The sequence below is a fragment of the Novosphingobium sp. B-7 genome (assembly GCF_000410615.1).
GTDB lineage: Bacteria > Pseudomonadota > Alphaproteobacteria > Sphingomonadales > Sphingomonadaceae > Novosphingobium > Novosphingobium capsulatum.
Genome location: NZ_KE148417.1, coordinates 477 through 757, shown reverse-complemented (window position 1 = coordinate 757; position 281 = coordinate 477). Strand labels below are relative to the sequence as shown.

The following is a 281-nucleotide window of genomic DNA, read 5'->3' as shown; positions in this document are numbered from 1 at the left end:
CGTGCTGTGGGAACCGGGCGGCCTGGTGCCGGGCCAGAATACCCTGGCATCAGACCTGATGATGCGTGCCGGCTTTGCCAATTTCAGTGCGCAACGCGGCCTGGGCCAATCCGAACGCCTGTCGCTGGAGCGCATGCTGGCCGATCCGCCGCGCGTGATCATGGCCGTGGGCACCCCGCGCGGCACCCTGGCCGATCAGGCCGCGCCGCAGGAAGACCGCCTGCTGTTCCATCCCGCGCTGGCGGCGCTGCGCCACACCGCGCGCGTGCCGATTTCCCCCA

At 70.8% G+C, this 281-nt stretch carries 1 protein-coding gene; it reads left to right on the top strand.

Going from position 1 to position 281, the window contains the following annotated elements; all coding sequences use genetic code 11:
• Positions 1-281 (top strand): ABC transporter substrate-binding protein (locus H926_RS33580; protein ID WP_158442014.1); only part of this gene is annotated, 281 nt, incomplete at both ends.